Origin of the sequence: Mesorhizobium sp. LSJC280B00 (assembly GCF_000502835.1) — a bacterium.
In the GTDB taxonomy this organism is placed as follows: domain Bacteria; phylum Pseudomonadota; class Alphaproteobacteria; order Rhizobiales; family Rhizobiaceae; genus Mesorhizobium.
In genome coordinates this window covers 22,961-32,637 of record NZ_AYVL01000037.1, presented here as the reverse complement: position 1 = coordinate 32,637, position 9,677 = coordinate 22,961, and the positions used below count along the sequence as shown (strand labels likewise).

Below are 9,677 nucleotides of genomic sequence, written 5' to 3'. Positions count from 1 at the left end.
AGATGCTCGCCTATTTCACCGCCGTGTTCATGGGCACGGATGTCGACCAGCCTCGCAACCTGGCGAAATCGGTAACGGTGGAATGATCGGTTCCAAACGGCTGCCGATAGGGTCCAACGACAATTTAGTATCAGTTATTGATACATATTTCTTGCACCCTGTCTTGTATCAATGTATGATACAAGACGAGGGCAGAAGTTGATCGTTTCGTTCAAAGGCAAAGCGGTGGAAGCGGTTGCCGAGGGGAAGGCACCGAAAGGTTTTCCACCGGATCTGGTTGCCCGCGGCGAACGTCGTCTTCGAGCGAACGAAAACGCCGCACAATTGAACGACCTTCGATCGCCACCCGGAAATCGCCTTGAAGCCCTGAAAGGGAGCAGAGCTGGGCAGCATTCAATTCGTATCAACGACCAATGGCGTATCTGCTTCAAATGGACCAACGCTGGCGCCGAAGAGGTGGAGATCGTCGACTACCATTGAGCGGGCACTTGCCCTAAACCCTTGAGGTCTCTGAACCATGCTCAAGTTCGTTCGTCCAATTCACCCCGGAGAGTTCCTGCGCGAGGAATATCTCGTCCCGCTCGGTATGAGTGCCGGTGCGCTGGCGAAGAAGCTCAATCTTCCTCGTACCCGTATCGAACGCATTGCCAAGGAAGAGATCGGCCTGACTCCTGATACCGCGCTTCGCCTCGCCAGGTTCTTCAACACCACGCCGGAATTCTGGATGAATTTTCAGCAGGCTTATGAACTTGAAACCGAGGCGAAGAAACTCGCACCGGAGCTCGAGAAGATCGAACCGCTGGAAGCCGCGGCATAGTTGATCTTTTAAAAACTTCGCCATTCCAAAGCGCCTTGGGGTTCAGTAGTGTCGCGCTGCAAACACACGCTGCGGTGAACCATGTCGGATGCTCTCAAGACCTCAGGCATGACCCGGCTGAGAAACTATTTCCTGACCGGCTTCGTCGTTTGCGCGCCGCTGGCGATTACTGCCTACATTGCCTGGTCGCTGATCGGCTGGGTCGATTCCTGGGTGAAACCCTACATTCCGGTACGCTACAATCCGGACACCTACCTGCCGTTTCCAGTGCCGGGTTTTGGGCTGATCGTTGCCTTGATCCTCATCACCTTCATCGGCTTTATGACCGCCAATATCGTTGGCCGCGCCATCGTCAACTTCGGCGAGCGCCTGCTTGGCCGCATGCCGCTGGTGCGCGGCATCTACCGTTCGCTGAAGCAGATTTTCGAGACCGTGCTGTCGAACAAGGGCGACATGTTCCGCCAGGTCGGGTTGGTCGAATATCCGCGCAAAGGGGTCTGGTCGCTGGTCTTCGTCGCCAGCGAGAAGGAAACCGAGATCAACCAGAAGCTCGACCGGGAAGGCGATCCGCTGATTGCCGTATTCATGCCATGTACGCCCAACCCGACGACGGGCTTTCTGATGTATGTGCCGAAATCCGACATTGTGCTGCTCGACATGACAATCGAGGACGGAGCCAAGCTGATCGTGTCGGCCGGCTTGGTGGCGCCGGCAGTCAAAATGGTGACGGTGAACGGCGAGCAGATCCACGGCGCGCTTGCCAATCCTCCGCTCGACACGATGCCTCAGCCGGCACGCAGGAGCCGCACGGCCTCGTCGCGGCCGAACAGATAGAGCAACAGGCGCAGCGCCGTGCCGCGATCGGACTGCAATTCCGGATCGCGCGACAGGATCAGCCGCGCATCGTCGCGAGCGGCCTCGAGCAGGTCGGCATGCGCCTCGATGCGCGCCACCTGGAAGCCCGGCGTGCCGGACTGGCGGGTGCCGAGCAACTCGCCTTCGCCGCGCAGCTTCAGATCCTCTTCGGCGATACGGAAGCCGTCCTCGGTCTCGCGCATTACCGACAAACGGCGTTTTGCCGTCTCGCCGAGCGGATCCTTGTAGAGCAGCACGCACGATGAAGGCTTGTCGCCACGCCCGACCCGGCCGCGCAATTGGTGCAACTGGGTAAGGCCAAAACGCTCGGCATGCTCGATAACCATGATTGTCGCATCAGGCACATCGACGCCGACCTCGATCACTGTGGTGGCGATCAGGATACGGGTGTCACCCTGCTTGAAGGCGCGCATCGCCTCGTCTTTGTCGGTGCCTTTCATGCGGCCGTGCACCAGGCCGATGCGGTCGCCGAACAGCGGCTCCAGCGAGGCAAAACGGTCCTCGGCCGACATCAGCTTGATCTCCTCGGATTCCTCGACCAGCGGACAGATCCAGTAGATTTTCTGGCCATCGGCGACGGCGTCGAGCATGCGTCCGATCAGTTCGTCGAGCCGTTCAAGCGGCAAGGTGACGGTGCGGATCGGCTGGCGGCCGGCCGGCTTTTCCGTCAGCTTCGACACATCCATGTCGCCGAATGCAGTCAGCACCAGCGTCCGCGGTATCGGCGTTGCCGTCATCACCAGCATGTCGGGCGCGTCGCCCTTGGCGGTGATCGCAAGGCGCTGGTGGACACCGAAACGGTGCTGCTCGTCGACGACGGCGAACACGAGGTCACGGAACGTCACCGTTTCCTGGAACAGCGCATGGGTGCCGACGACGATGTCGATGTCACCATTGGCCAGCCCGGTCAGCGTGTCGGCACGCTCGCGGCCCTTTTCGCGACCTGTGAGGACGGCGTCTGCGATGCACACGGCAAAGAACTCATTCGGCGCNAAGCAGCGCGACCACCGTCTTGCCGGAGCCGACATCGCCCTGCAAAAGGCGCAGCATGCGTTCGGGGTCACCGAGATCGGCGTTGATTTCGGCAAGCGCCATTTCCTGCGACATGGTCAGCGAATAGGGGAGTGCCACGCGCAGTTGTTCGACTATGCGGCCGTCGCCGACGAGTGGCCGGCCAGATAATCGGCGGACCTTGGCCCGCACCAGCGCCAGCGATACTTGGCCGGCCAAGAACTCGTCATAGGCAAGGCGCCGCCACGCTGCGCTGTCGACGGAGACGTCGACCGGGTCGGCAGGATTGTGGATGCGGTTGAGCGCATCGCTGAAAGCGGGAAAGGCATGGCGGCGCCGGAACTCACCGTCCTGCCATTCGGGCAGCACCGGCAGGCGGGCCAGCGCCTGGCCGATGGCCCGGCGCAGCACCTTGCCCGAGAGCCCGGCGGTCAGCGGATAAACCGGCTCGACCAGCGGCAGGTTTTCCGCGTCGCCGGCAAGTGCGATATGGTCGGGGTGAACCATGGTCGGGCGGCCGTTGAACCATTCCATGCGGCCGGAGACGACGACATGCTCGCCTACGGGCATTGCTTTTTCGAGATAGGCGGCATGGGCATGGAAGAAGGTCAGCGCGATCTCGCCGGTGTCGTCATAGGCGTAGACCCGGTACGGGACCGACCTGTTGCCGCGTGGCGGCGGCTGGTGGCGGTCGATGCATACATCGAGTGTGACGATGGCGCCCTCGGCCGAGCCGGCGATGCCGGGCCGGTTGCGGCGGTCGATGACAGTATGCGGCAGCACGAACAAGAGGTCCCCGGCGCGCGCGGCCCGGTCGCCGAGGTCGGCTGCTACGACTTTTTCGATCAGGGCGCCAACTTTTGGCCCGACCCCGACAAGCGAGGTGATCGGGACAAACAGCGGATCGAGGAGGGAGGGACGCATGATGTCAGCTTATGTTGCGGCGACTGTAGCGCAAGGCTGACACCGCCTTCTATCCACGCTATATGCGCCGCCTGGGCAAGGATGTTGCAAGATGACCGGAACGAAACGATCAAGCGAGGGGCTCGATGCCCGCCGCCGCAAGCTTCTGTTTCGTTCGTGGCACCGCGGCATGCGCGAGATGGACCTTATACTCGGCAGCTTCGCCGACGCCGAGATCGGCGCCTTGACCGGCGACGAAATCGACCAATATGAGAGGCTCCTCGACATTCCCGACACCGAATTCCTGCCTCTCGTCACTGGCGAACGCCCGGTTCCGGCGGATATCGACTGTGCCGTCCTGCAAAAAATCCTGGCTTCGCGCCGGGAGATGACCTTCTGAACAACGTGTAGCCATGAGCCTTATCCCTACGATCGGTCTGCCGAAAGGCCGCGCCGGCCAGTTCATCGTCGATNCGTCGATGGCGTCGCCGACGGCTACGAAGCCTTTGCGCTGGTGCAGGCTGCGCACGAGATCGCCCCTGACAAGCCGGTGCTGTTCGTGGCGCGCGACGGCCAGCGTCTGCCGGCGATCGTCGAGGCGCTTGCCTTTGCCGCTCCAGGCCTGCCGGTGCTGGAACTGCCGGCCTGGGACTGCCTGCCTTACGACCGCGTCTCGCCCGGCGCCGATGCCGCCGCAAGGCGGCTCGACGCACTGGCCGCAATGATTGCGCTGGCGAAAAAGCCGCACCGCGCCGTCGTCCTCACCACCGCGAATGCGCTGTTGCAACGCATTCCGCCGGCTGAACTCGTCGAGGCGCAGACCTTCCACGCCAAACCCGGCAACCAGATAGACATGAACGTGCTGGTGTCGCGGCTGGAGACTTCCGGCTTCGAGCGAGTGCCGACGGTGCGCGGCATCGGCGAATTTGCGGTGCGCGGCGGCATTCTCGATCTCTTCGCGCCCGGCTGGATGGAGGCACTGCGCCTCGATTTCTTCGGCGATACGCTGGAATCGATCCGCGTCTTCGACACCGCAACCCAGCGCACCATCGGCCAACGCAAATCGATGGCGCTGCAGGCGATGAGCGAGGTGGCGCTGACGCCGGAAACCATCAGCCGCTTCCGCCGCGCCTACATCGAAGCCTTTGGCGCGCCCTCCCGCGACGATGGGCTCTATGCGGCGGTCAGCGAGGGCAGGCGGTTTGCCGGCATGGAGCACTGGCTGCCGTTCTTCNGTTCTTCTATGAGCGGCTGGAAACCGTCTTCGACTACCTGCCCGATGCGCCTGTGGTTTTCGACCATCTGGCGCATGAGGCACTGGCCGAGCGCCACACTCTGATCCTCGACCACTACGAAGCGCGCAAGAAGCAGGCCGACGGCGCCTTGAAGGACGCGGTGCCCTACAAGCCGGTGCCGCCGGATCTGCTCTATCTGTCGCCCGAGAACCTGATTGCCTCGCTTGGCCCGCGCGAGGCGATAGATTTCACGGCCTTCGACGCGCCCGATGCCGGCGCGAAAAAGGTGTTCCGTGCCGGCTCGCGCCACGGCCGCAGCTTCGTCGAGGAACGCGCCGATCCTAACGCCAACGTTTTCGACGTCGTCGTAAAACACATTTCCGACGAGCGCGCTGGACGCCGCCGCGTCATCGTCGCCGGCTGGACTGAAGGTTCGCTCGACCGGCTCGGCCAGATCCTGGTCGAGCATCACCTTGGCAACCTGAAACCGGTGGCGACGCTTGCCGAAGCCGAAAGGCTTGAGCCAGGGCAGGCGGCGCTGGCCGTGCTGCCGCTCGAATCCGGCTTCGAGACCGAGAAACTGGTCGTCGTCGCCGAGCAGGACATTCTCGGCGACCGGCTGATCCGGCGCTCGAAGCGCAAGAAGCGCGCGTCCGACTTCATCGCCGAGGCTTCGGCATTGTCTTCAGGCGATATCGTCGTCCATGCCGACCATGGCATTGGCCGTTTCATCGGGTTGCGTACCATCGAGGCGGTTGGTGCGCCGCACGATTGCCTCGAGATCCACTATGCCGGCGACGATCGGCTATTCTTGCCGGTGGAAAACATCGAGCTGCTGTCGCGCTATGGCTCGGATTCGGCCGAGGCGACGCTCGACAAGCTTGGCGGTGGCGCCTGGCAATCGCGCAAGGCGCGGCTGAAGAAACGCCTGCTCGACATGGCCGGGCAGCTGATCCGCATTGCCGCCGAGCGGCAGATGCGGGCAGCACCGGCGCTGGTGCCGGCGGAAGGCCTCTATGGCGAGTTTGCAGCGCGTTTTCCCTATGAGGAGACCGATGACCAGCAGACGGCGATCGATTCGGTCATGGATGATCTAGGCGCCGGAAAGCCGATGGACCGGCTGATCTGCGGCGACGTCGGCTTCGGCAAGACCGAAGTTGCACTTCGCGCCGCCTTCATTGGGGCGATGGAAGGCTTTCAGGTGGCCATAGTGGTGCCGACGACATTGTTGTCGCGCCAGCATTTCAAGACTTTCTCGCAGCGCTTCTCCGGCCTGCCGATCCGCGTCGCCCAGGCCTCGCGGCTGGTCGGCGCCAAGGAATTGGCGGAGACCAAGAAGGGCATCGCCGAAGGCCAGATCGATATCGTCGTCGGCACGCATGCACTGCTCGGCTCCTCGATCTCGTTCAAGAATCTTGGTCTGCTGATCATCGATGAGGAGCAGCATTTCGGCGTCAAGCACAAAGAGCGGCTGAAGGATCTCAAGACCGACGTCCACGTTCTGACGCTGTCGGCGACGCCGATCCCGCGAACGCTGCAGCTTGCCTTGACCGGTGTGCGTGAGCTGTCGCTGATCGCCACGCCGCCGGTCGACCGCCTGGCGGTGCGCACCTTCATCTCGCCCTTCGATCCGCTGGTCATCCGCGAGACGCTGCTCAGAGAACGCTACCGCGGCGGCCATTCCTTCTACGTCGTACCGCGCATCAGCGATCTCGCGGAAATCCATGATTTTCTGCGCGAATCTGTACCTGAGCTGAAAGTGGCGGTGGCCCATGGCCAGATGCCGCCCGGCGAGCTCGACGATATCATGAATGCCTTTTATGACGGCCAGTACGACGTGCTTTTGTCGACCACCATCGTCGAATCCGGCCTCGATATACCGACCGCCAACACGCTGATCGTGCATCGCGCCGACATGTTCGGCCTGTCGCAGCTCTATCAGTTGCGTGGCCGCGTCGGCCGTTCGAAGGTGCGCGCCTATGCGCTGTTCACGCTGCCCGCCAACCGCAAGCTAACCGATACAGCCGAGCGTCGGCTGAAAGTGCTGCAGTCGCTCGATACGCTAGGCGCCGGTTTCCAGCTGGCCAGCCACGACCTCGACATCCGCGGCGCCGGCAATCTGCTCGGCGAAGAGCAGTCCGGGCACATCAAGGAGGTTGGCTTCGAGCTCTATCAGCAGATGCTGGAGGAGGCGGTGGCCGAAGTGAAGGATTCCGGCGAGGTGCAGGACGGCGGCTGGTCGCCGCAGATCGCCGTCGGCACGGCGGTAATGATCCCGGAAAGCTATGTCCCGGACCTGCAGCTGAGGCTCGCGCTCTATCGTCGTCTTGGCGATCTCGAAAATACGGAAGAGATCGATGCTTTCGGCGCCGAGCTGATCGACCGGTTCGGGCCGCTGCCGGAAGAGGTTGAACATCTGTTGAAGATCGTCTTCATCAAGGCGCTTTGCCGCAAGGCCAACGTGGAGAAGCTCGACGCCGGGCCGAAAGGCGTCGTCATCCATTTCCGCAAGCGGGAATTCCCCAATCCGGTCGGGCTGGTCAAGCTCATCGGCGAACAGGGCTCGCTGGCCAAGATCCGTCCGGACCAGAGCGTCGTCTTCAGCCGTGACTGGGCGACGCCCGAGAAGCGGCTGGCTGGCTCAGCGGTTGTCATGACGCAGCTGGCGCGGCTGGTGGAGAAGGCGGCGTAGCAGCGCGTCGCTGGTGGTCTGGGCACAGCCGCACCGGCACTTTCGCCGTGCCGTGCTCATTCGCCACGCGACCACTTCCGGTCTAGAATAGGAAATCGGCTTCGTGTATGGAGCCGCGACCCCATGTGGGGCGGATTGGCGGGCGATGGCGTCCGTGTGAAAGAGCGTTAGGTGCTTCGATGACGAAATGGTCGCCGAATTCGTGGAGAGCTAAGCCGATCCAGCAGGTTCCTGCCTATCCGGAACTTGCCGCGCTGAGGAACACGGAAGCCCAGCTTGCCACGTTTCCGCCGTTGGTTTTTGCAGGTGAGGCACGCAAGCTGAAGAAGCAGCTTGCAGCCGTCGCTGCCGGTGACGCATTCCTTCTGCAGGGCGGCGATTGCGCCGAGAGCTTCGCCGAGCATGGCGCCGACAATATCCGCGACTTCTTCCGCGTCTTCTTGCAGATGTCGGTGGTGCTGACCTTCGCCGGCGCACAGCCGGTGGTGAAGGTCGGCCGTGTCGCCGGCCAGTTCGCCAAGCCGCGCTCGTCCGACAATGAGACCAAGGGCGGTGTGACGCTGCCCAGCTATCGCGGCGACATCATCAATGGCATCGAGTTCGATGCCAAGTCGCGCATTCCCGATCCTGCGCGGCAGGAGATGGCGTACCGCCAGTCAGCGGCCACGCTCAACCTTTTGCGTGCCTTCGCCCAAGGTGGCTATGCCAGCCTGGAGAACGTGCATCAATGGATGCTTGGCTTCGTGTCCGACAGCCCGCAGGGCGAGAAATACGAGTCTCTCGCCAACCGCATCACCGAGACGATGGACTTCATGAAGGCCGTCGGCATCACCTCGGAGACCAATTACGCGCTGCGCGAGACCGATTTCTACACCAGCCACGAAGCGTTGCTGCTCGGCTATGAGGAGGCGCTGACCCGCGTCGATTCGACCTCCGGCGACTGGTACGCCACCTCCGGCCACATGATCTGGATCGGCGATCGAACGCGCCAGCCCGACCATGCCCATGTCGAATACTGCCGTGGCATCAAGAACCCGCTCGGCCTGAAATGTGGCCCGTCGCTGACGCCGGATGGCCTCTTGCAGCTCATCGACCTGCTCAATCCGGAGAACGAGCCCGGCCGGCTGACGCTGATCGCGCGTTTCGGTTCCGACAAGGTTGCTGACCACCTGCCGAAGCTGGTGCGCGCGGTGCAGAAGGAAGGCCGCAGCGTGGTGTGGTCGTCCGACCCGATGCATGGCAACACCATCGAGGCCGCCGGCTACAAGACACGGCCGTTCGACCGCATCCTGAAGGAGGTGCAGACCTTCTTCGAGGTGCATCGCGCCGAAGGCACGCATCCGGGCGGCATCCATGTCGAGATGACCGGCAAGAACGTCACGGAATGCACCGGTGGCGCCCGCGCCATCACCGCCGAAGAGCTGCAGGATCGCTACCACACCCATTGCGATCCGCGCCTCAACGCTGACCAGGCGATCGAGTTGGCGTTCCTGGTCTCCGATCTGCTCAAGAAGACCCATCCGGTCCAGCACAAGCAGGCCGTCAACGGCTGATACGATCTGAACTTTGATGTCATTGAAGAAGCGCCGGGCGAAAACCGGCGCTTTTTGTATTCAATCCCGCCGGTGTCGCATTTGCTCGTGCCTAACGCGCGCAAAACTGGAATCCTGCCAGGCGATGGCAATTGCATCGGGAGGCCGACATGGCTGACAGTCACAGCGGATCATGCTTGTGCGGGGCAGTGCGGTTCCAGACACGAGGACCGCTACGCGGTGTCGTCTACTGCCATTGCTCGCAGTGCCGGAAGCAGAGCGGGCATTTTTATGCGGCGACCAATGTTGCCGACCGCGACATCACAATCACCGGCGCGGAGAGCATCACCTGGTACGAGGCTTCTTCGTTCGCCAGACGCGGCTTCTGCAAGACATGCGGCTCTCTGCTGTTCTGGAAGCCGAGCGATGATGGCTATGTTTCGGTCATGGCAGGGCTGTTCGACGCGCCAACCGGGCTTCAAGGAGAATGCCATATCTTCGTCGGCGACAAGGGCGATTATTACGCCATCGATGACGGGCTGCCGCAGTTCGAGAAGTCGACACCGTCGATCAAGGTGGCAGGCGACTGATTTTGAAGAGGTCGCCTTATT

General features: G+C 62.4%; 6 protein-coding genes and 2 pseudogenes. 7 read left to right on the top strand and 1 reads right to left on the bottom strand.

The window, feature by feature from the left end; translation table 11 throughout:
- Window positions 1-198: 198 nt before the first annotated feature.
- The 3 genes from X773_RS69740 to X773_RS69735 all read left to right on the top strand — a co-directional run bounded on the left by X773_RS69740 (window position 199) and on the right by X773_RS69735 (window position 1,651).
- A complete protein-coding gene (locus tag X773_RS69740) occupies window positions 199-480 on the top strand; it encodes a type II toxin-antitoxin system RelE/ParE family toxin (protein WP_023680028.1) in 282 nt (93 codons plus the stop codon).
- A 37-nt stretch (window positions 481-517) separates the two neighbouring features.
- The gene (locus X773_RS0139565) at window positions 518-817 is read left to right on the top strand and encodes a HigA family addiction module antitoxin (RefSeq protein ID WP_031212869.1); all 300 of its coding nucleotides are present in this window, start codon (window positions 518-520) and stop codon (window positions 815-817) included.
- 81 nt (window positions 818-898) lie between these two features.
- The gene (locus X773_RS69735; RefSeq protein WP_023680026.1) at window positions 899-1,651 is read left to right on the top strand and encodes a DUF502 domain-containing protein; all 753 of its coding nucleotides are present in this window, start codon (window positions 899-901) and stop codon (window positions 1,649-1,651) included.
- On the opposite strand, the pseudogene X773_RS69730 reads toward X773_RS69735, so the two are convergent.
- Window positions 1,603-3,628, bottom strand: a pseudogene (locus tag X773_RS69730) (ATP-dependent DNA helicase RecG). The gene X773_RS69735 and the pseudogene X773_RS69730 sit on opposite strands and share 49 nt — an antisense overlap.
- Window positions 3,629-3,719: 91 nt before the next feature.
- On the opposite strand from X773_RS69730, the gene X773_RS69725 reads away from it, so the two are divergent.
- From X773_RS69725 to X773_RS69710, 4 genes and pseudogenes are all read left to right on the top strand, one after another.
- Window positions 3,720-4,007, top strand: a complete 288-nt coding sequence (locus tag X773_RS69725) for a succinate dehydrogenase assembly factor 2 (RefSeq protein WP_023680023.1) — start codon at window positions 3,720-3,722, stop codon at window positions 4,005-4,007.
- A gap of 13 nt (window positions 4,008-4,020) precedes the next feature.
- Window positions 4,021-7,534: pseudogene (gene mfd, locus X773_RS69720) on the top strand (transcription-repair coupling factor).
- A gap of 179 nt (window positions 7,535-7,713) precedes the next feature.
- Window positions 7,714-9,087 carry a 3-deoxy-7-phosphoheptulonate synthase class II gene (locus X773_RS69715; protein ID WP_023680020.1) on the top strand — a complete coding sequence of 458 codons (1,374 nt, stop codon included), beginning with the start codon at window positions 7,714-7,716 and terminating at the stop codon, window positions 9,085-9,087.
- A gap of 149 nt (window positions 9,088-9,236) precedes the next feature.
- Window positions 9,237-9,656, top strand: coding sequence for a GFA family protein (locus X773_RS69710; RefSeq protein WP_031212867.1), 420 nt, complete (start codon window positions 9,237-9,239; stop codon window positions 9,654-9,656).
- Window positions 9,657-9,677 lie beyond the last annotated feature (21 nt).